The sequence below is a fragment of the Pseudomonas petroselini genome, assembly GCF_045037875.1.
GTDB classification, from domain to species: Bacteria; Pseudomonadota; Gammaproteobacteria; order Pseudomonadales; family Pseudomonadaceae; genus Aquipseudomonas; species Aquipseudomonas petroselini.
The window spans coordinates 1709041-1730864 of the sequence record NZ_CP173614.1 but is presented as its reverse complement, the minus strand read 5'-3'; the positions used below and the strand labels follow the sequence as shown (position 1 = coordinate 1730864).

Below are 21824 nucleotides of genomic sequence, written 5' to 3'. Positions count from 1 at the left end.
ACGCAAGTGATCCCATGGCCTTTTTGCTTTCGGCGACATGCCTTGGGAAGTAGGCGAACCAAAGTGGGGATACGGAGGACGTTCATTTGCACCCATTGCTAATTTCAGTTTGCCCTTAGGAGTTCCCAGCATGTCGATCAATGTCGAAGATTATTTCGCGCGCGCCACGTTTGACAAAATGAAGGCGTTCGCCGACAAGCAAGAAACCCCATTCGTGGTGATCGACACCGCGATGATCAGCCAGGCCTACGATGACCTGCGCGCCGGTTTCGAATTCGCCAAGGTCTATTACGCCGTCAAGGCCAACCCGGCCGTCGAGATCATCGACCTGCTCAAGGATAAAGGCTCAAGCTTCGACATCGCGTCGATCTACGAGCTGGACAAAGTGATGGACCGTGGCGTCAGCGCCGACCGTATCAGCTACGGCAACACCATCAAGAAATCCAAGGACATCCGCTACTTCTACGAGAAGGGCGTGCGCCTGTTCTCCACCGACTCCGAAGCCGACCTGCGCAACATCGCCAAGGCCGCGCCGGGTTCGAAAGTGTATGTGCGTATCCTCACCGAAGGCTCGACCACGGCTGACTGGCCTTTGTCGCGCAAATTCGGCTGCCAGACCGACATGGCCATGGACCTGCTGATCCTCGCCCGCGACCTGGGCCTGGTGCCGTACGGCATCTCGTTCCACGTCGGCTCGCAACAGCGTGACATCAGCGTGTGGGACGCGGCGATCGCCAAGGTCAAAGTGATCTTCGAGCGCCTGAAAGAAGAAGACAATATCCACCTCAAGCTGATCAACATGGGCGGCGGCTTCCCGGCCAACTACATCACCCGCACCAACAGCCTGGAAACCTATGCCGAAGAAATCATCCGCTTCCTCAAGGAAGATTTCGGCGACGACCTGCCGGAAATCATCCTGGAACCGGGCCGTTCGTTGATCGCCAACGCCGGCATCCTGGTCAGTGAAGTGGTGCTGGTGGCGCGTAAATCCCGTACCGCCGTCGAGCGTTGGGTGTACACGGATGTGGGCAAGTTCTCCGGCCTGATCGAAACCATGGACGAAGCCATCAAGTTCCCAATCTGGACCGAGAAAAAGGGCGAGATGGAAGAAGTGGTGATCGCCGGTCCTACCTGCGACAGCGCCGACATCATGTACGAGAACTACAAGTACGGCCTGCCGCTGAACCTGGCGATCGGTGACCGTTTGTACTGGCTGTCGACCGGTGCGTACACCACCAGCTACAGCGCGGTTGAGTTCAATGGCTTTCCGCCGCTGAAATCGTTCTACGTGTAAGGCCGCGAAAAAGGGCCCATGACAGGTCATGGGCCCTTTTTTATACCACTACATCCTTGCGAACAACTTTTCCTTGCACGTCAATGCACATGTCCATCCTGCCATCTCCGGTGGTATCCAGCCTGAAGAACGTTCGCCCAAAGGCACGGTCGTAACTCACCAGTACATCACCCGGTTTGGTAAGAAACGTCGGATTGACTGGATCCTGCGGTTTACTGTGATCAAGTGGCAATTGGGAGACGAAGGTCAGAGTCCCTAATTTCTTGCTCAACCCTGAAAGATCAATCTTGTCTTTGCCGCTGACAAAATCCATCACCCAGTTCGCTTTTCCGCTGGACGCGCCGTCAAAGACAAATGTGTTCGGCCCCGCACCACCCCACATCTGTGCTCCTCCACTGCCCCCGTACATGACATCCTCGCCAGGTCCGCCTCGGAGCACATTGAAGACTTCATTGCCGATCAGGATATTCCTGCCTTTGCCGCCCCTGGCCTCTTCGATCACGGCCCCCTCAGCGATGCCGACATTACGACTCAAGCCACCGACCGAGGACAGCGAGCCTGCATTGAGGTTAATCACCTGGTTTTGGCTGAACCCTGAGAAATCGAGCGTGTCCCAACCGCCGCCATCCCAGACGGCAAACAGCGGTTTGTCGTCGGAAGAAGTAAGGCTGGAGTGTTCTCGGCCAGAGTTAGAATTGAAACCGTAAGTAGTGTCGCCCGCGCGCGTGGCGTGGTTGGCACCGTAGGTTTTTTGCAGGGCTGCTATGTCATCGATCATCAGGCTGACCGGTCCCCCACTGTCTTCCGCCTCGGAAAATAACGGGGTGTTGTAGCTCATGATTGAGTAATTTTTCCAATTTTCCTGATAATCGGGAAGACCTTCCTCCTCGGAGTCGCCGTGGGGATGACTCAAACCCACAATATGCCCGATCTCGTGAATCAAGTTTTCACGCCAGATGTCATCTCCAAATCCTTCAAGAAAACCGCCGTCTTCTTTTTCGTTGAACCGGCTCGCCTGATCCGTATTGCGCATCCAGACATGCCCTGGGCGCTCAGGACCCTTGGGGTCTGGAAAAAAACCGGACCCCCGGATGGGGCTGACGTTACTGCCAGTGTCATAACCATTGTAAATCAGATGCCCCTCAGCGCCGCCGCCGGCCTTTTCGGTGAACGATATATTGGCAATATCGGCATACTCTTGTTGCGCGGTCCTGACATAGTCTTTTTGACGAGCATTTAACGGAACAAATTTTCGGGCCTTGTTGCGGCTATCGATTTGGTCTTTTTTGAAGCTGTCTGGCTCAACGGTCGAGAACTCATAAGTTAACTCCGTCCTGCCGTTATGGTTGCTATCGTGCCAACGGTGATCTGTTCGAGTAAGCCGATCGGCGACCTGCTTGCCGGTCAGCGAAAGTTCCTCATCTGCAGAGGATGGCTCTTTACCCCGCTCATTACCGCTGAGTTGCCGTTGCACCCATTCGTAACCCGTGCGCGAAACAGGGGGTTGAGTGACAGACGTCATGGACATTGCTCCTTGCTTTGTTAAAGACGGTGCCCGAGTTGTGGCACCTGTTTATCGACTAGCGACAAACCGGAACGTTGTCATCCCGCCTTGCAGCAAAGAATCTGTCTTCTCCTGACAGAGACACGAAAAAGTAAACGCGCTGGGCAAGAAGCCTGAGTCTTTATGCGTAAGAAAAAACCACTTCGCGGGGTTGTTCAGCCACCTGAACAGTGCGCTGGCTGTCTTCGGGCACCAGGCTTTGCGTCCAGAAGAACGCGGCGTAGCGCGCGCCACGGGCGCACGGCGTTGTCGATATGAACAGGGGGTTCTGCCACAAACGCTCCAGCATCGCCGCGCCGATTTTCTTGGCCAGCGGGTGGACTTCGGACAGGCACTGCTGTCCACCCGTTTCCACTTCTAAGCAGCAGCGCCACGCAGCAAAAAGCCCCACGCATCGGATGCGTGGGGCTTTTGCGTGTTAAAAAGAATGTTTCTCGACAAGCCACGGCATAATGCGCGCCGTGCCCTACCCATTCAGACAGACGAGGCGGTTAGACGTGTTGAAGAAAACCCTGTTCCAGTTGCACTGGTTCTTCGGCATTACCGCCGGGCTGGTGCTGGCCTTGATGGGGATCAGCGGGGCTGCGGTCTCGTTCCAGGATGAAATGCTGCAGGCGCTCAACCCCAGCGTACTGACCGTGGAAAAACGCGACGCCGGCGTACTGCCGCCCGCCGAGCTGGTGCGCAAGCTGGAGGCCACTGAAGGCCAGACCGTGGCCATGCTGTTCGTGGAAAGTGAAAGCGGCAAGGCTGCCCGCGTGTTCTTCACCCCCCCGCCTGGCGAACGCCGTGGTCAGTTGCGTTATTTCGATCCCTACACCGGCGACTACATGGGCGACGTGGTCGGCCAGGACGTCTTCGGGTTCCTGCTGCAATTCCACCGTTTCCTCGTACTGGGCGACACCGGGCGAAACATCACCGGCGCGTGCACGCTGATCCTGGTGTTCTTCTGCCTCTCCGGCTTGTACCTGCGCTGGCCGCGCCAGGCGGCGAACTGGCGGGCCTGGCTGACGTTGGACTGGCGCAAAAAAGGCCGCGCCTTCAACTGGGACCTGCACTCGGTATTCGGCACCTGGTGCCTGCTGGCCTATCTGTTTTCGGCGCTGACCGGTTTGTATTGGTCCTACGACTGGTACAGCCAGGGCCTGACCCAACTGCTGTCCGACGCCCCGCAACATGAACGGGTGCGCAAGCGCGGCCCGGCGCCCGAAGGTGCCGCGCCGGTGGCCAATTACGCGGCTATGTGGAGCAGCATCTACAGCAACGCCGGCCCCGGCCTGAGCGCTTACAACATCCGTATGCCAGCGGTCGCCGGGCAACCGGCCACCGTCTTCTACTTGCTGAAAGACTCGCCCCATGACCGCGCGCTGAACCAGATCAATCTGGACCCGGCCACTGGCGAGGTCAAATCCCACGACCGGTACGCGAGCAAAAGCCTCGGCTCCAGACTGCTGACCAGCGTCTACGCCTTGCACACCGGCAGTTACTTCGGCCTGGCCGGGCGGATTGTCCTGACCGTCAGCTCACTAATGATGCCGCTGTTCTTCATCACCGGCTGGCTGCTGTACCTCGACCGTCGCCGCAAAAAGCGCCAGGTGCGTGATGCCCGCAAAGGTCTGAGCGCCAACCACAGCGACGCCCCGGCCTGGCTGATCGGCTTTGCCAGCCAGAGCGGTTTTGCCGAACAGCTTGCATGGCAAACGGCAGGGCAATTGCAGGCGGCCGGTTTGCCGGTGAAGGTGCAGCCGCTGGGCAGCGTCAGCCAGGACGACCTGCGCCAGTCGGAAAATGCGCTGTTTGTGGTCAGCACCTTCGGCGACGGCGAAGCCCCCGACAGCGCCCGCGGCTTCGAGCGCAGCGTGCTCGGCCAGGACCTGTCCCTGAGTGGCCTGAACTACTCGGTGCTGGCCCTGGGTGATCGCCAATACGAGCACTTCTGCGGCTTTGCGCGGCGCCTGCACTTCTGGCTGACCAATCAGGGCGGCAATCCCTTGTTCGCCCCGGTCGAAGTGGACAGCGGTGACACCACCGCCCTGCTGCACTGGCAACAACAACTTGGCCAGCTCACCGGCCACGCCCCGGCAGCCGCTTGGCCGACGGCCCAGTACGAAAACTGGACGCTCAGCCAACGCACCCTGCTCAACCCCGACAGCAGCGGCTCGCAGGTCTATTTGCTGGGCCTCACCTCGCCTGCGCCACACACCTGGCAAGCCGGCGACCTGGTTGAAGTGCTGCCCCGCAATGGTCCCCGGGCCATCGAACACTTTCTCGAAGGCCTGGGCCTGGCCGGCAGCGATGCCGTAGTGTTCGAAGGCTTGGCGCAGTCCCTCAACCAAGCCCTGGCCACCCGCCAACTGCCGGACAACCGCGCTCATCTGGTGGGCCTGCATGCCCAGGCGCTGGTGAACGCGCTGGTGCCCCTGGGCATGCGCGAATACTCCATCGCCTCGATTGCCAGCGAGGGCGTGCTGGAGTTGATCGTGCGCCAGGAACGCCACCCCGACGGCAGCCTGGGCCTGGCGAGTGGCTGGCTCACCGAGCACGCCGCCATCGGCTCAAGCATCAGCCTGCGCCTGCGCCGTAACAGCGGTTTTCACCTGCCGGAGATGCCGGTGCCCCTGATCCTGCTGGGCAACGGCACCGGCCTGGCCGGCCTGCGCAGCTTGCTCAAGGCGCGCATTGCCGACGGCCAGCAGCGCAACTGGCTACTCTTTGGCGAGCGCAATATCGCCCACGACTACCTGTGCCAGAACGAGCTGCAAGGCTGGCTGGCCAGTGGTGATCTGGCGTTGCTGGACTTGGCGTTTTCCCGCGATCAGGAAGAGAAGATCTATGTGCAGAATCGCCTGCGTGAATCGGCCGAGGTGCTGCGTAAGTGGCTGGCGGAGGGCGCGGCGATTTATGTGTGCGGGAGTTTGCAGGGGATGGCGGCTGGGGTGGATCAGGCGCTGGCGGACATTCTCGGCAATGAAGCCGTGGAACGGCTGATCGAGCAAGGTCGCTATCGCCGGGACGTCTACTGAATCCCTGACGTAACAACAATCAAACGGTGGGAGGGGCAAGCCTCCTCCCACAGTCTTGATGGCATTCCAATCAGACCGGTTGGAGTTTCTGTTCGAATACCGAGACGCCATCCAAATCCCGCAGGATCACCGTCAACTCCGCCGTCTGCCCATCAATCTGCACCTCGCCAAAAAACTGAAAACCCGCGAACGGCGAGGTGTTCTGCGCCGGCGGTGCCTTCTCGAACACCACCTCGGGGCCAAAGGTCTTATCCAGCGGATTGGGCCCGAAGCTCCCCGCATTCAACGGCCCGGCGACAAACTCCCAGAACGGTTCGAAATCCTGGAACGCTGCACGGTCCGGGTGATAGTGATGCGCGGCGCAGTAATGCACATCGGCCGTCAGCCACACATGGTTGCGCACCTGTTGCGCCCTTAAAAAGCCCAGCAACTCGGCGATTTCCACTTCGCGACCTTGCGGCGCACCGGGGTCGTTGTTGGCGATGGCCTCCCAACGCGCCACACCGGGGCTGACCTCACCATCAGGCACACCGAGGCCGATGGGCATGTCGGCGGCGATCACTTTCCACTGCGCCTGGGACGCCTTGAGTTCGCGCTTGAGCCAGTCCAATTGTTCGCGGCCGAGGAAGGGCTTTTCAGCGCCCAGGTTGTCATCGTTGGGTCCGCGATAACTGCGCATATCCAGCACGAACACTTCCAGCAGCGGACCATAGCTGAGCTTGCGATAAATCCGCCCGCCCGCGTCCGCGCTCTGCCGGCGCATCGGTGAATACTCCAGCCAGGCCTGGCGCGCACGCCCCACCAAGGTGTTGATGTCCTTGGTCTGGTAACGCTCATCCAACTGCTTGCTTGGCGACCAGTTGTTCACCACTTCGTGGTCGTCCCACTGCCAGATCTGCGGCACCTCGGCGTTGAAGCGGCGCACGTTTTCATCCATCAGGTTGTAGCGGTAATTGCCGCGATATTCATCCAGGGTTTCAGCGACTTTGCTCTTGGCTTCGGTGGTGATATTGCGCCAGATGCGACCGCCTTCGGTGGTCAGCTGCGCCGGCACCGGACCGTCGGCGTAGATGGTGTCGCCGCTGTGGATAAAGAAGTCCGGCAGCCGCAGGCGCATGGCTTCGTAGATGCGCATGCCGCCAATCTCCGGATTGATACCGAAGCCCTGGCCAACGGTGTCGCCGCTCCACACAAAACGGATGTCGCGGCGTTGTTGCGGCACGCTGCGCAGGTGGCCGAACCAGGGTTCGCTGGCGACGCCGGTCTGGGCGTCTTCAAAATGCACGCGGTAGAAAATCGCCTGGTCGGCGGGCAATCCGGTGAGTTCGACACGGGCGGTGAAGTCGGTGCGATTGTCGGCCAGGGGCGAGACGAATCGACGCGGGTTGCTGAAGACGCTGCGGGTGTCCCACTCCACCACCATGCGGGCCGGGCGATCGCTGCGGCTCCAGATCATGGCGCGATCGCCGAGCAGGTCGCCGGACTGTACGCCGTCGGTGAGTTGCGGGCGGTCCTTTACCGAAGCGATCACTGCCGGGGCCAAACCTGGCAACAACAGGCCGGCGCCGACGGCTTGCATCACACGGCGACGGCCGAGATCGAAGTGGCTCATGCAGGTGCCCTCTTGAGTATCAAAAGGGCAACTTAACCACGACCGGATGAAGCGGTTATGACACTGATCGTGTGATCAGTGGAGATCAAATGTGGGAGGGGGCTTGCTCCCGATGACAGTGTGACAGGCAATAAAAAATTGACTGATCCACTGCTATCGGGAGCAAGCCCCCTCCTACCGGTTTGAGCCGTGTCAGGCCTTGGCGGGGGCGACGGCCAGCTCGACCACATCCGGACGCTTGATCAGCGCATACACCACACCGGTCAGCACGCTACCGGCGACAATCGCCAGCAGATACAGCAACGCATGGTTCATCGCATTCGGAATCACCAGCACAAACAAGCCACCGTGGGGCGCTGCCAGTTTGCAGCCGAAGTACATCGACAGTGCACCGGTCAAGGCGCCGCCGGCAATGCTGGCCGGGATCACACGCAACGGGTCTTTGGCGGCAAAGGGAATCGCGCCCTCAGAGATAAAGCACATGCCGAGAATCATCGCCGCCTTGCCGGCCTCGCGTTCGGTCTGGGCGAACTTGCGGCGCGCCAGGAACGTGGCGATGCCCATGCCAATCGGCGGCACCATACCCGCGGCCATGGTCGCCGCCATCGGCGCACCACTGGACGCCGCCAGTAAACCGACAGAAAACGCATACGCGGCCTTGTTGATCGGCCCGCCGAGGTCGACACACATCATGCCGCCCAACAGGATGCCCAGCAGCACCGCATTGGTGGTGCCCATGGTGCTGAGGAAGTCGGTGAGGCCGGTGAGCAGGCGCGCCACCGGTGGGCCGACCAGGTAGATCATCGCCAGGCCGGTAAACAGGCTCGCCAGCAACGGAATGATCAGGATCGGCTTGAGCGCCTCCAGGCTCTGCGGCAACTTCACCGCACGGGTGATCAGCTTGACGCAGTAGCCGGCCAGGAAACCGGCAAAGATACCGCCGATGAACCCCGCGCCCAAGGTACCCGCCAACAAGCCGCCGATCATGCCGGGCGCAATGCCGGGACGGTCGGCAATCGAGTAGGCGATGTAGCCCGCCAGCAACGGCACCATCAGCATGAAGGCACGGTCGCCGACGGTTTTCAGTGCCGCCGCCAGGGTGCCCTCCTGTTCAAAGGCGTGGATGCCGAACACGAATGACAAGGCAATCAACAACCCGCCCGCCACGACCATCGGCAACATGAACGACACCCCGGTCAGCAGGTGTTTATAGACGCCGGTTTTTTCCTTCTTGGCCACCGCACCGCTGGCTGCGCTTTCCACCGCGCCTTCCGCGAGGGCCTTGTTGAGGGTGGCTTCGGATTGCTTGAGGGCGATGCCGGTGCCGCAACGGTAGATCTTCTTACCCGCGAAGCGCTCGGTGGCGACTTCAATATCGGCGGCCAACAGCACCACATCAGCCTCGGCGATGGCTTGCGGGCTCAACGGTGTACGGGCACCGACCGAACCTTGGGTCTCGACCTGCAGGTCATAGCCCAAACGCTTGGCCGTCTGCTGCAAAGCTTCGGCCGCCATGAAGGTGTGGGCGACGCCGGTCGGGCAGGCAGTGATCGCAACGATGCGCGGCGCCTGCTTGGCCACTTGTTCCGTGGCGACATACACCTGCGCCTCTTGCGCGCCGCGACGCAGTACGGCGTCGACATCCGCCAGCGCCTGGGCCGGCGTGCTCTGAAACACGCGCTTGCCGACAAACCGCTGCATATCCACAGGGGTGCTGCTGACCAGCAACACCCATTCGGCATCGTCGAGGGTGGCCTGGGACAGCTGGCGTTCCGGACGTTGCACATCCACCACTTCCACGCTGGTACTCCAGCCTTGGCGCTGCGCGGCGGCGTCCAACAAGCGGGCGCACAGCACACTGGTGACCATGCCGTTCGGGCAGGCGGTAACAATGGCTAACTTCATCACAAACCCTCTTATTGTTCTGTCAGCGTGCGCACAACAACGCCGCTTTCGAGGCGCGCCAACTGCGCGTCATCGCTGATGCCAAAACCGATTTGCGTCACCGCCATTGCGGCAATCGCCGTGGCGCGGCGCAGGGTCTGCTCCGGCGTATCGCCGCTGAGCAAGCCGTGCAGCATCCCGGCCAGCAACGAGTCGCCGGCGCCGACGGTACTGGCCACCGTCACCTTGGGCGGTGTGGCGTGCAGCGTCGCATTCGAGCTGTACCAGCTCACGCCCGCGGCGCCGTCGGAGACCACCACATGTTCCACGCCCTGCTGGTGAAGCTGGCTGATTGCATCCGGGGCATGACCCAGGGCATCGGCCAGCTCTTCGGTATTGGGTTTGACCAGCCACGGGCCGGCTTTCAGACCGGCGCGCAGCGCTTCGCCGCTGGTGTCCAGGGCGACTTTTAAACCGAGGCTTTTCAGTTCCGTCACCAGGCGTTGAAACCACTGCGCACTGACGCCGCGTGGCAAGCTGCCGGCCACCACCACCGCATCAAAACCGGGAGCAATCTGCGCCAGTTTTTCCAGCAAGGCGTTCTGCGCCTGCTCCGTCACCTGCGGCCCCGGCGCATTGATGTCAGTGACCCGGCCATCCTGCTCGGCAATCTTGATATTGCTGCGCGTCTCTCCCGGCACGCGGACGAACGCATCGCCAAACCCACGGCTGGCGATCAGTGCATCGAACGCCTCGGGGTTTGCGGCGCCGAGAAAACCGCCCACGCTCACGTCATGGCCCAGATCGGCCAACACCTGCGCCACGTTCACGCCCTTGCCGGCGGCATGGGTCAGCAGGGTGTCGCTGCGGTTGACTTCACCCGGCTCCAGGCGCGCCAAACGCACCGTCAGGTCCAACGCCGGGTTCAGCGTCAGGGTCAGAATCCTTGCCATCTACACGGCCTCCACTAGGGCACGCACTTCGGCGGGCGAGCCCACCGCCAGTGCTTTTTGCGCCAGGCCCTGGGCCTCGCTCAGACTGAATTCGCGCACGCGCGCCTTCACTTCGGGAATGCTGCGGGCCGACACGCTCAACTCATCCACCCCCAGGCCGATCAACACCGGCACCGCCAACGGGTCTGCCGCCAACTCGCCGCACACGCCGACCCATTTGCCATGGGCATGGGCGGCGCGCACGGTGATGTCGATCAGTTGCAGCACCGCCGGGTGCAGGCCGTCAGCCTGGGCGGACAGCGTCGGGTGACCACGGTCGATGGCCAGGGTGTACTGGGTCAGGTCGTTGGTGCCGACGCTGAAAAAGTCGACTTCCTTGGCCAGCACCGGGGCGAGCAATGCCGCCGACGGCACTTCGATCATGATGCCCAGTTGCAGGTCCGCCACCGGGATTTCCAGGCGCAGGCGTTCGGTCATGTCACGGGCCGCGCGCCATTCATCGACGCTGCCGACCATGGGGAACATGATGCGCAGCGGACGGTTATCCGCAGAACGCAGCAGCGCACGCAATTGCGCTTCCATGATCTGCGGGCGTTGCAAGGTGAGACGAATGCCGCGCACGCCGAGGAAGGGGTTTTCTTCCTGGGCAATCGGCCAATACGGCAGCGGTTTGTCGCCGCCCACATCAAGGGTGCGCACCACCAGCGGGCGACCGCCGAGGCCGTCGAGCACACGACGGTATTCGGCTTCCTGGGTGGCTTCGTCCGGCGCTTGCGGGTGGGCCATGAAAATCAGTTCGGTGCGCAGCAAGCCGATGCCTTCGGCGCCCTGCTCCACCGCGCTGGCAACACCGGCGCTTTCGCCGATGTTGGCGAACACTTCCACGGCGTGACCGTCACGGGTCAGCGCCGGTTCATGGCGTTGCGCCGAAGCGGCTTGCAGGCGCTGTTCGCGGGTGTCGCGTTCGACCGTGGCGCGTTGCAGGGTGGCGCTGTCGGCGTCCACATGCAGGCGACCGCGCTGGCCGTCGAGCAACAGCGGCGTGCCGGAAGCCAGCAGCAACACCGCCGGGCCGGCGCCGACCAAGGCCGGAATACCCAGGGCACGGGCGACGATAGCGCTGTGCGCCGTCGCGCCGCCACGGGCGGTGAGAATACCGGCGACGCGCGCCGGATCAAGCCGTGCAACGTCGGACGGACCGACTTCGTCCATCACCAAGATGTAGGGCTCGCTCGGCTCCTGGGCGGTTTCAACGCCGCACAGTTGCGCCAGCACACGACGACCGACATCCCGCAGGTCGGCCGCGCGCTCGGCGAGCAGGGCGTCCTGCAACGACTCCTGCTGCTTGGCGGCGGCTTCAATCACACTCATCCACGCCGCTTCAGCGCTTTCGCCTTGCTTGAGGCGGGTGTCGACTTCGTCGGTGAGTTCCGGGTCGTCGAGCATTTCCTGGTGGGTGATGAAAATCTCGCGGATCGCCTTGGAGGGGTTGCGTTCGATCAGGCCCTGGATATCGGTGCGCACCTCGCTCAAAGCGCTGTGCAGGCGCTGGCGCTCGAGGGCGCAGGATTCTCCGCGCAGTGGGTAGTCGAACGTTTGCTGAACCTGGATATGCGCAGGCCCGATGGCGATGCCCGGCGCGGCGGCGATGGCCTGGATCTGGCTCCCGGCCACTGGCGCGCTGATCACCGGTTCGATATCGAGGGCTTCGGGCTGGGCGCTCAGGGTCGGCAGTGGCTCGACGTCTTCACCCAAGCCTTCTTCCACCGCCGCCAGCAGCGCGGGCAGTGCGTCGCCGGCAATGGTCGGCTCGGCGACAAACTCCAGCACCTGGCCACGTCGAGCGCCGAGGCTCAACAGTTTGCTCAGGCTTTTCACCGACACGGCGCCCACTGGGCCATCGACGATGCGCACACGCACATCACCGTCAAAATTTTTCGCCAACTGGGCGAGGATCTTCGCCGGCCGCGCGTGCAAACCGTGGGCGTTGGCCAGGGTGATGCGTGCGCTGGGCCAGTCCGGAGGCAGTTCACCGCCGAGCACTTCGAGGACCGCGCGGCTGCTGGTGGCGCGGCCAAGTTCTTGGCCACGCCCTTCGATCAGCAAGGCGCACAAGCGTTCAAGCAAGGCCTGGTGGGCTTCACCGAGGCTGGCCAGGCAGAACAGGCCATTGAGCGGCTGACCGAGGTAGCGCATGGGTTTGTCCGGGGTGACAAACGCCAGGCCCGGGCGCTTGACCGTCTGCTCGCTGTGCAACCACCACAGGCCATCGCCCAGGGGCAGCGCATCCACCTGCTGCAACACCGCGGCGAAACCATTGCTCACACAATCGGCCTGACGCAGCAGGCGAGCACCGCGCCAAACCAACTCTTCGAAGTCATCGGCGGACACGCCCAGGCTGATCATCTGTGCATCCAGCGCCAGTTCCTGCGGCGCGCCTTGCAACAGTTTCAGCAACGCTTCGGCGGTGCCGGCACGGCGCAACGCCTGGCCCAGGTCGGTTTCGCCGAGGGCGCGGGTGAGCAGTTGCAACAGGCGCAGGTGTTCGTCGGATTTGGCGGCAATGCCGATGGCCAGGTATACGATCTGGCCGTCGCCCCAGTCCACCCCTTCGGGGAACTGCAGCAGGCGCACGCCGGTAGAGAACACCTGGTCGCGGGTTTCAGGGGTGCCGTGGGGGATGGCAATACCTTGGCCCAGGAACGTCGAGCCCTGAGCTTCACGGGCTTGCAAACCGCTGAGGTAACCCTCGGCGACCAGGCCATCGGCCACCAGTTTTTCAGCGAGCAGGTGCAAGGCAGCAGATTTATCCACAGCCACCTGGCCCATGGAAATCTGCTCTACAGTGAGCTCAAGCATGCCGTTCTCCTAGTTAGTGCAGTGGCGCACTAGGTATTGTTTTAAACAAACAGTGTAAGGGGTGCTCATAAATAACTGACTGAGCAGTCAATTGGCAGTGGCTACTCAGTCGCGAACGTCGTAAAAATACGCTGGCTGAAACGTTTAATCTAGAGTTTATGGAAGACTACGCGTTAATTGCGCATCCTTGAACAACCACTCGGCACTTGAGCTGAGACATAGGTCCAGTGCTGGAATCGGTTACGATTGGACAAAATGTCGGGGCAAGCTCCAAAAAACAAGGAAATCCCGGTTTGAAACTCAGTGATATCGCACGTCTCGCCGGTGTGTCCGTGACCACCGCCAGCTACGTCATCAATGGCAAGGCTGAACAGCAACGCATCAGCAACGCAACCGTCGAGCGGGTGCGCGCCGTGGTCGAAGCCCATGGCTTTACGCCCAACCCCCAGGCCGCCGGGCTGCGCAGTCGGCACACGCGCACCTTGGGTTTTATCCTGCCCGACCTGGAAAACCCCAGCTACGCACGCATCGCCAAACTCCTGGAGCAAGGCGCTCGGGCGCGTGGCTATCAGTTGCTGATCGCCAGCTCCGACGATGAGGCCGACAGCGAGCGCCAATTGCTGCAACTGTTCCGCGCCCGGCGCTGTGATGCGTTGTTCGTCGCCAGTTGCCTGCCGGCCAGCGATGACAGTTACCGCGAGTTGCAAGCCAAGGGGCTGCCGGTGATTGCCATCGACCGGGTGATGGGCGCGGATCAATTCTGCTCGGTGGTCAGCGACGACCGCCAGGCGTGCAAGCAATTGACCAGCAGCCTGCTGCAACCGTTGCCCAAACAGATCGCGTTGATCGGCGCACGGCCCGAACTGAGCATCAGCCAGGAGCGTGCCGCCGGTTTCCGTGAGGCCCTCGAAGGGTTCACCGGCGAGGTGATTGTCGAACACGGTGAAGCGTTCAGTCGCGACTGCGGCCGACAGCTGATGGAGCAACTTCTACAGCAACTGGGGCATTTGCCTGACGCGCTGGTGACCACCTCCTATGTGCTGCTGCAAGGTGTGTTCGACGCCCTGCATGACTTCCCGCTCAAGTCGCGCCCGCTGCGCCTGGGCACCTTTGGTGATACGCAGTTGCTGGACTTCCTGCCGTTGCCGGTCAACGCCATGGCCCAGCAACATCAACTGATCGCCGACACCGCCCTGCGCCTGGCGCTGGCCGCTATCGAAGAAGAGCACTACCAACCTGGCGTACACGCCATCGGCCGGACGTTCAAGCAGCGTATTCACGAGGCTTGAGCGTGGAGCTGATCGACACCCACACCCACCTGGATTTCCCGGCGTTCGACAGCGACCGCCGGGACGTCCTCGCCCACAGCCGGACGTTGGGCGTGCGGCGCTTGGTGGTGCTGGGGGTGTATCAGCAGAATTGGCAGCGCCTGTGGGACTTGGCGCAAGCGGATGAAGGAATATTCGCAGCCTTTGGTTTACACCCGGTGTACCTCGATGAGCATCAACCCGCCGACCTTGTGCAATTGGGCGACTGGTTGACGCGCCTGCACGGCCACCGGCAGCTGTGCGCGGTGGGCGAGATCGGCCTGGATTACTTCCTCGAACAGCTGGACCGCGAACGCCAGCAAAGCCTGTTTGAAGCCCAGCTCAAGCTGGCGGCGGACTTCCAATTACCGGCGTTGCTGCATGTACGTCGCAGCCATGCCGTGGTTATCGCTACCCTCAAGCGCATCCGCCTGCCCCGCGGCGGCATCATCCATGCGTTCGCCGGGAGCCGCGAAGAAGCCCGCGAGTACATCAAGCTCGGCTTCAAGCTGGGTTTGGGCGGTGCCGCCACCTGGCCCCAGGCCCTGCGTATGCACAAGGTGTTGGCGCAACTGCCGCTGGACGCGGTGGTGCTGGAAACCGACTCCCCTGATATGGCGCCCGCCATGTTTCCCGGTCAACGCAACAGCCCCGAGCACCTGCCGGACATCTGCACCGCCCTGGCCGAGCGCATGGGCATCAGCCCGCTGTTACTGGCTGAGGCGAGCACACGCAATGCGTGCGAGCTGTTCAATTGGTAGCACCGGCGTGACCACTTGCAGGTCCAGCGTCATTCGCTGCCGGTAGCGGGCGTAGCGCAGCACCAGGAAATGCATCAGCAGCATCACCAGCGAGACGTTGAACTGACCGATCACGCTGATCAGCCCCACCCACTCCGCCACCAGCGCCACAATCAGCACCATGCAGGTGAACACCACCATGCTCGGTTGCACCAGCGCCCAATGGTCCAGCGCCTTGAACTGGCGCAATTGGCGGGGGCAGTTCAACTGCACGATCCGTTGGCAGTACGGGCAGTCGAAAGGCTCTTGGATCGCGATGGCATTCAGTTGCCACGGCTTGAGTTCAAACCTGATATCACAATGGGCACAATGCCCTTTGATGCCGATCGCAGTGGTCATCGTCGTCGCGCTCCGTTGAGCCTGAATTTGATTGAAACAAATTCTCCCCCCTTCACGCGGCCAGAAAAGGGACTCCGTGAAATCAGGACAGGCACTACACCAACAAGAGCTAATTCCCACACCACGGTCTTACACGCGAAACGCACCGATCAAGTGCTTCAACTCAATCACCTGCATCGACAGTTGCCGGCTCGCCGCCTCGGTCTGGTGCGCTCCTTCGGCGGCGTATTCGCCAGCCCGATTGATGGCCACGATGTTCTGGTCAATGTCGTGGGCAACGGCGGTCTGTTGTTCCACGGCGGCGGCGATCTGCTGATTCTGATCAACGATCATCCCTACGGCGCCGAGGATATTTTCCAAAGCCTGCTGGACTTTTTCCGACTGACCCACGGTGCCGTTGGCCATCTCATGGCTGCTGCCCATGGCCCTTACTGCCGCCGCCACACCGCCTTGCAAGCGGCTGATCATCTGTTCGATTTCCTCTGTGGAGTGCTGGGTGCGCCGGGCCAGGGTGCGCACCTCGTCGGCCACCACCGCAAAACCACGCCCCTGCTCACCGGCCCGCGCCGCCTCGATGGCGGCATTGAGTGCCAGCAGGTTGGTTTGCTCGGCGATGCTTTTGATCACTTCCAATACGCTACTGATGGACTGGCTGTCGGTGGCCAATTGGTTGATCACCCGCACCGACTGATCGATCTCCGAGGCCAGCCGCGCAATGCTGCCCTGCTGGGATTGCACCAAGCCACGGCCGCTGACGGTTTCGTCGTTGACGCTGTGAGCGCTGCTGACCGCCGTCGCCGCGCTGCGCGCGACTTCCTGGGCAGTGGACGACATCTGGTTCATGGCCGTCGCCACCTGCTCGATCCGGGTACGCTGCCCGGCAACCGCCTGATTGCTCCGGGCCGAGACCGTTTCCACCTGGCCGGCCTGGCGTTCAACCTGGCTGACGGTGTGCCCGACGCGCTCGATCAAGTCATGGATCTTCGCCACAGTGCCGTTGAACAGCTGCCCCAGGTCGCCCAGTTCATCGCGGCTCTGGGCGACAAACGTGACGGTCATGTCGCCGGCCGCCACCTTGTCCATCATCGCGCCCAGCCGGCGCAGCGTGGTGCGGGTGGAGGCATAGAAGCCTGCGTACAGATAGAAGATCAGCAAGAACACCGCCGTCAGGGCAGAGACCAGCACCACCATATGCGTGCGATTCTGCGCCAGGCGCTGCTCCAACTGCTGCTCCAGGAACGTCAACGTGGCGTCGTCAAGCTGGTAGGTCCGGGCCATCAGTTGGCTGACGCTGTCGTAGAATCCCTGCCAGGGCGCGTCGAGGGTTTCGGCCATCACCACCTGCTCCTCAAACAACTCGCTGCCTTGCTTGAGGCTGGCACTGCTGGCCTGGGCCAGGCTGTCTAGCGTCGCGTGGGCGGCGTTGCTGGAGCCCAGGGCATCCTGCAACTTCAGGCCATATTCGGCTTGGAGTTTTTCCAATTGCTGAAGCAGTTCGTCAAAGCGCGTACTGGACGCCGAATTGAGAAAACCCTGGCCCAGGGAGTAAGCGCCCATCGCCCGGCCTTCGCCGAGGGTCTGGGTGACCTGTGGGGTGACGCTGGTGATCAGAGCGCTGAGCTGGCGCAAATCACTCTGGGAATCGCGGCTCAAGCCGGATTGACTAGCGATGATCTGGCTGAGCATCTGGGCCTTGTTGAGCAACTTGCCGATCAGTGCACTTTTGCTCAACAGCGACGTTTCCTGTTGCTGGGCCTTGAACGCCGCAATCAACTCGTCGCGCTTGGCGTCAAACGCGGTGATTTGCTCAGGCTCGGTGGTCATGGCATTGAGGCCTTGCAGGCGGGTCAGCACGCTGTGTTCCAAGGCGCTGATCTTGCCCTCAAGGTCACCGGCCTTGCCGGATTGGCCAAGGGTCGCGTTGATCTGTACTTGGTTGTTGAGGGTTTCCAGGTCGCGGCGCAGGGCCAGGCTGCTGCCGAGCAAGTCGAGGCTTTGCAGCTCCACACGGGTCCCCTGGAATTCACGCCACGAATCACGCACCAGGTAGTAGTTGGTCGCCAGCATCGGCAGCAGGAACAACACACTGATCAAACTGAACTTCATGCCGAAGCTCAGGCGGTTCATCAACGCGACGGCGGGATAGAGCAAGCTCTTCACTGTGAACTCCCCTTCTTTTATTTTTATTGAGGCGCAGGGCGGCAGTTAGCCAGCATCTGTATAGCTCAATTTGAAAGGGAGTTTTGTAACTTAAGGTTAACGAAAGGAGGGGCACCACGGAAACAATGCGGGTTTACTCAGGATCCGGTGGGGCTGCTTCGCAGCCCAGCGCAGGGCAAGCCTGCTCACTACAGCAAGCCTGGCCCCACATTTTTTGATGTTTGTTTGCAGTCAGGGCAACACGGTCCAGATCGCGAACCCGGCATACCACAGCACCGCCGCACGCAGCAGCAGCTCCCATATCCGGTCCAGGCTGTTGATGCCATCGGGACCTACCGCCGGCGGCGGGATTTCGGCAGCGACCAAGCCGACTTTTTCCACCAGTTCAGCAGCGCTGATGTCCCAACTCAGCAGTTCGTGCAGCATCACGCGACCGACTGCGACGAAGTTGCCCACCAGGGCAAAACTGGCCGCCAGCAGGCGTACCGGCAACCAGTCAAATGCATGACGCAGTTGCCCGGCACGCTCAGCCACCAGGGGGTTCTTGCTGTATTCACTGGCCAATGCGAGCAGGCGGTACGCCAACGCGGCAACCGGGCCCAGCAGGAAATACCAGAAAATCACCGCGAAAAAGCTCTGGTAGGCCTGCCACAACAGATGGCCCTGGACGCGTTCGAGCAATTGCTCGCCACTGTCGGCGCTCAGGTTCAGGTCACGCTCCGCGACATGCTCGGCCGCTTGCAGGTCGCCACGTCGCCAGGCATCGCGGAAGGGCCCGAGCCCGGCGAGCAGATCACCGCGGCCCAGGCTGTAGATCACGACCAGCAAGTGCACCGGCAGTGCCAGCAGTCCGTAGGCCACCGGTTCCAGTACCAGCAGCAACAAGGCCAGTAGCGCGACGGGGAACAACACCAGTAACGCCAGAATCAGCCAGGGTTGCTTGCCCATGCGTGGGCTCGATTCCAGCTTGGCGAGTTCGCGCAGCCAACCGTCATCACGCTGCAATCGCTGGCGCAGCGCCGAGAACTTCTCGATCCATACGGCCAGTACCAACACCAGGAAACTCATCGTGCGTGTCCTCCATCCTGCAGGGCGCTGCGAAAGCGCGTCCAATCAAAAGCGGGGCCGGGATCGGTCTTGCGCCCCGGGGCGATATCGCTGTGACCACACACGCGCTGGGGAGTAATGTCGGGGTAAGCCGCCAGCAACTGGCGGCTCAGATCGATCAGCGATGCGTATTGGGCATCGGTGAACGGCAGATCATCCGTACCTTCCAGCTCAATCCCCAAAGAAAAGTCATTACAGGTTTCTCGCCCCTCGAACTGCGAGACCCCGGCATGCCAGGCCCGATCGAGGCAGGATACAAACTGCGTCACCGTACCGTCGCGCTCAATCAGAAAATGCGCGGACACCCGTAGGGCGGCAATCCCTTCAAAGTAGGGATGTTCCGTGACATCCAGGCGATTCTGAAAAAATTCCTGCACTTTGCCAGTGGCGAACTGCGCCGGTGGCAGGCTGATGTTATGCACCACCAACAGTGAGATTTCGCCTGTGGGGCGCTCGTTGAAGTTGGGTGAAGGGCAATGACGGATGCCCTCGCACCAACCGCTGGTGGGGTCCAACTGCATACAGGTTCCTTGAATGAGACAAAGTCTGACCAGTATGCCGCGTTCGCCCCTCCGGTTGCGATCACTTGCCGTGATTGAGTTGCCGCAATTTGCCCACTACCGCGGCCAACGCGCGCTCGAACAGCGGTCCGTCATCCAGGGTATGCAGCACGCCACGCTTGAACGCCAAGGCCAACTGGCCGGCGCTTTTCTCCAAGACCTTGAGCCCCGTGCGACTGGTAAAAATATACGTATGGGCTGGCGCCATGATCGCCGTCAACTTGCACCGCAGCGCGTTGGCGCCGTCTTCCTGGAACACCACCCAGCCTCCCACCTTGAGTTGATGGGCCCTGAGCAGGTCGGGGTCGTTGTCCGGCAAATCGGTGACCTGATCGGAGGACGTTGCGCTGAGTACAAACGGCTCGCGCACTTCGATCAACTCATCAACGCCTTCAGGCGCCTGGACATGCAGGGCCTGCAAGCGCACAAAAAACTCTCGCGTGCTGAAGGGGTCGAACGCCGCGCTGGTCAGACCGTCGCGCAACGCCTTGAGCAAACCGGGCAGTTGCTCGAGCAAATGGCGCCCGGCTTCGGTGTCTTGTTGCAGGCTGACGCTCCAGATCAGCTCGTCCATGGTGCGCAGGCCCGCTTGCCATTGCACTGATTGCTCGCCGTGTTTGAGGCTGGCCAGCAACAGCACCTGGCTCCAGGCCTGCTGCAGGAACTGCACGACCGGACGCGGCAGGACCTTGCCTAACAGCCGTTTATTCAGCACATCGGCCACGCGCTGGCGGGCGGCTTCGGTGCGCACGCGCCCGGCTTCGGCATCGCGGGTGTGCTGTTCAATCAAGTCGCTGCGCCGCCGCTCATCGGCGGTAAACGCGCTGAACTCCGCGAGCAATTGGGAAAAAATCGCCGGATCGTCGACAAACTCATTGAGCAAGCGCTGCACCACCTGCTCAATGCGCAGGTAGAGGTGGTCACGCTGGTAGTCATCACGCGGGCTGCTGCCCATGGCGGCCGCCGCGATTTCATTGAGCAGGCGCCGCGCCGGGTGGCTGGGGTGGCTGAAAAAGCTTTTGTCCACCACCGCTACTTTAAGCATCGGGATCTGCAGGCGGCCGATCAGGGCCTTGAAGGCATGGGGTATGGCGCGGTCGTTGAGGATGAATTCGAACAGCAGCGCAATCAGGTTGATCACGTCTTCGTCAGCCGCCTCCACCACCCGCGACTTACCACTCTTGACGCTGACTCGGGTGAGCAACTGCTCAAGCTGGTTACGCAGGTCGAAATCGTCCTCGGCCTCAGGCTCCGGCACGTACTGCTGCAAGTGGGAGAGCAGGCGCACCAGGTCACGGGTGGCAATGGGCAGCGGTTCGGCGCTGGCTTCAAGCGTCGGCGCCACACTGCCGCGTACCGCTGTCAGTAATGGCTGGAGCGCGACGAACGCTTGCTGGCCATTTTCGTCGACGAGCGGGTCGGCGGCCGACGAGGTTTCTTCAGGCGGGAGTTCACGCCCCGCACGCCCCTCGATGCGGCGGCAAGGTACGGCCTTGAGTTCAGGCAATACACCCGTCGCGACCAGCAATTGATTGGCTTCGCCGTAGAGTTGGTCGGCATCGCTGAGCACGTATTTTTCAAACAACTTGAGCATGATCAGTTTGACGCGGATCTCCACGCCCAAGCTGCGCCCCGCGCGCAGGAAAAACTCACACAGCAGTGCCGGCCCCAAAGGGTTCTCACGCTCATCCAGGCGGTTGCCCAGCAAAGCGCTCAAGCGCGCCGTGAGTTGCCCCAGGGCCAGGCCGTCACGGTGCCGCACCCGCCCCAGCATGGCTTCAAGCGCTACGGCTTTCTCCAGGTCATCCTTGGAAGACCCCGGCACCGCGTCATAGGAAACCACGGGCACCAGTTGCAATTCCCCTCGCCCCGCCTGGCCCAAGCTGGCAAAAGCTCCGAACAGTTGCTCCATGAACACGCGTTCGAAATTCTTGCGCTTGAGGCGCAGGTCGCGCATGGCTTCAAAGAAAATATGGTGATCGAGGTTGTTGCGCGCCTTGTCGGCCATTTCGAACAACGTGTCGTCGGCGTTATCGAACAGGTCCTGCAGACCTTGTTGAAGATGTTGCGCGGCCTTGTCGCGCAGCTGCTGCAACACCACCGGCAGGCGGGCGAGCGGCGATGGCGTAGCGTGTGCCTTGTTGATTGGCACCACCTTTCCGTCATTGTGCATCCTGGCCTCCTGAAACGGCGGTATTGGGGTGGGGAAACCTCGGGTACGGGCTCCGTCGGGAACCAGAAATAACCGCTTATCCTCAAGACGTCAAAGCTATGACGCCAATTGCAAGGCGCGAGATTATCTTGCAAATGAGGGGGGTTGCGCCAGCAAACTCTGCCATTACGCGGTAAATGAGTGGTGAGC

General features: G+C 61.7%; 14 protein-coding genes and 2 pseudogenes. 4 read left to right on the top strand and 12 right to left on the bottom strand.

Annotation, left to right across the window (positions count from 1 at the left end; translation table 11 throughout):
* Window positions 1–130 precede the first annotated feature (130 nt).
* Window positions 131–1294 carry a type III PLP-dependent enzyme gene (locus tag ACI512_RS08060; protein WP_032886216.1) on the top strand — a complete coding sequence of 388 codons (1164 nt, stop codon included), beginning with the start codon at window positions 131–133 and terminating at the stop codon, window positions 1292–1294.
* A 40-nt stretch (window positions 1295–1334) separates the two neighbouring features.
* Here the strand turns inward: ACI512_RS08060 and ACI512_RS08055 are convergent, their stop codons facing one another.
* From ACI512_RS08055 to ACI512_RS08045, 3 genes and pseudogenes are all read right to left on the bottom strand, one after another.
* Window positions 1335–2816: a M10 family metallopeptidase C-terminal domain-containing protein gene (locus ACI512_RS08055; protein ID WP_236383640.1), complete on the bottom strand. Its 1482-nt coding sequence runs from the start codon at window positions 2814–2816 to the stop codon at window positions 1335–1337.
* 208 nt (window positions 2817–3024) lie between these two features.
* A pseudogene (locus tag ACI512_RS08050) lies at window positions 3025–3102 on the bottom strand (PKHD-type hydroxylase); the annotation flags it as partial.
* 6 nt (window positions 3103–3108) lie between these two features.
* A pseudogene (locus ACI512_RS08045) lies at window positions 3109–3189 on the bottom strand (PKHD-type hydroxylase); the annotation flags it as partial.
* A gap of 166 nt (window positions 3190–3355) precedes the next feature.
* Here ACI512_RS08045 and ACI512_RS08040 point away from each other — a divergent pair.
* Window positions 3356–5881, top strand: a complete 2526-nt coding sequence (locus ACI512_RS08040; protein ID WP_236383642.1) for a sulfite reductase flavoprotein subunit alpha — start codon at window positions 3356–3358, stop codon at window positions 5879–5881.
* Between the two features lie 70 nt (window positions 5882–5951).
* Here the strand turns inward: ACI512_RS08040 and ACI512_RS08035 are convergent, their stop codons facing one another.
* From ACI512_RS08035 to ptsP, 4 genes are all read right to left on the bottom strand, one after another.
* Window positions 5952–7493, bottom strand: coding sequence for an alkaline phosphatase (locus tag ACI512_RS08035; protein ID WP_046034309.1), 1542 nt, complete (start codon window positions 7491–7493; stop codon window positions 5952–5954).
* Between the two features lie 192 nt (window positions 7494–7685).
* Window positions 7686–9398: a PTS fructose-like transporter subunit IIB gene (locus tag ACI512_RS08030; protein ID WP_122810026.1), complete on the bottom strand. Its 1713-nt coding sequence runs from the start codon at window positions 9396–9398 to the stop codon at window positions 7686–7688.
* A gap of 11 nt (window positions 9399–9409) precedes the next feature.
* Window positions 9410–10330 carry a 1-phosphofructokinase gene (pfkB, locus tag ACI512_RS08025; protein ID WP_236381882.1) on the bottom strand — a complete coding sequence of 307 codons (921 nt, stop codon included), beginning with the start codon at window positions 10328–10330 and terminating at the stop codon, window positions 9410–9412.
* Entirely contained in the window at window positions 10331–13189 is a 2859-nt protein-coding gene (gene ptsP / locus ACI512_RS08020) for a phosphoenolpyruvate--protein phosphotransferase (protein ID WP_231810068.1), read from the bottom strand.
* A gap of 293 nt (window positions 13190–13482) precedes the next feature.
* Between ptsP and cra the strand changes: the two genes are divergently transcribed.
* Together cra and ACI512_RS08010 are read left to right on the top strand one after the other, a co-directional pair.
* Entirely contained in the window at window positions 13483–14478 is a 996-nt protein-coding gene (cra, locus tag ACI512_RS08015; protein ID WP_012722171.1) for a catabolite repressor/activator, read from the top strand.
* A 2-nt stretch (window positions 14479–14480) separates the two neighbouring features.
* On the top strand, window positions 14481–15257 hold the full coding sequence (locus ACI512_RS08010) for a TatD family hydrolase (protein WP_064054732.1): 777 nt from the start codon (window positions 14481–14483) through the stop codon (window positions 15255–15257).
* Here the strand turns inward: ACI512_RS08010 and ACI512_RS08005 are convergent.
* The 5 genes from ACI512_RS08005 to ACI512_RS07985 form a co-directional block, all read right to left on the bottom strand.
* Window positions 15207–15635 (bottom strand): hypothetical protein, encoded by a 429-nt coding sequence (locus ACI512_RS08005; RefSeq protein ID WP_012722169.1) that lies wholly within the window; start codon window positions 15633–15635, stop codon window positions 15207–15209. The genes ACI512_RS08010 and ACI512_RS08005 overlap by 51 nt on opposite strands.
* A 129-nt stretch (window positions 15636–15764) precedes the next feature.
* Window positions 15765–16469 carry a methyl-accepting chemotaxis protein gene (locus ACI512_RS08000; protein ID WP_371916688.1) on the bottom strand — a complete coding sequence of 235 codons (705 nt, stop codon included), beginning with the start codon at window positions 16467–16469 and terminating at the stop codon, window positions 15765–15767.
* Window positions 16470–18026: 1557 nt separating this feature from the next.
* On the bottom strand, window positions 18027–18863 hold the full coding sequence (gene ampE / locus ACI512_RS07995) for a regulatory signaling modulator protein AmpE (protein ID WP_236381881.1): 837 nt from the start codon (window positions 18861–18863) through the stop codon (window positions 18027–18029).
* Entirely contained in the window at window positions 18860–19423 is a 564-nt protein-coding gene (gene ampD / locus ACI512_RS07990; protein ID WP_012722166.1) for a 1,6-anhydro-N-acetylmuramyl-L-alanine amidase AmpD, read from the bottom strand. The genes ampE and ampD overlap by 4 nt, the downstream gene beginning before the upstream one ends.
* Window positions 19424–19484: 61 nt before the next feature.
* Window positions 19485–21635 carry a DUF1631 domain-containing protein gene (locus ACI512_RS07985; RefSeq protein WP_405121731.1) on the bottom strand — a complete coding sequence of 717 codons (2151 nt, stop codon included), beginning with the start codon at window positions 21633–21635 and terminating at the stop codon, window positions 19485–19487.
* Window positions 21636–21824 lie beyond the last annotated feature (189 nt).